Genomic DNA, 235 nt, shown 5'->3' on the forward strand with positions numbered 1-235 from the left:
AGTTAGTTTGTCTAGCATCTAAAAATAAAAATTGACGTTTCACGTTGTTTGTTTCGTTCAGTTTTCAAAGAACTAATGGTGGAGCCTAGCGGGATCGAACCGCTGACCTCCTGCGTGCAAGGCAGGCGCTCTCCCAGCTGAGCTAAGGCCCCAAAAACAATATCGGGAAGACAGGATTTGAACCTGCGACCCCCTGGTCCCAAACCAGGTGCTCTACCAAGCTGAGCCACTTCCC

The 235-nt window shown here is 49.8% G+C and carries 2 tRNA genes; both read right to left on the bottom strand.

What is annotated here, in order from left to right:
* Positions 1-76: 76 nt before the first annotated feature.
* Positions 77-152: transfer RNA gene (locus tag JDS92_RS30490), tRNA-Ala, on the bottom strand.
* 10 nt (positions 153-162) lie between these two features.
* Positions 163-235: transfer RNA gene (locus JDS92_RS30495), tRNA-Pro, on the bottom strand.

Source organism: Bacillus cereus group sp. N12, from assembly GCF_016483575.1.
GTDB classification, from domain to species: Bacteria; Bacillota; Bacilli; order Bacillales; family Bacillaceae_G; genus Bacillus_A; species Bacillus_A toyonensis.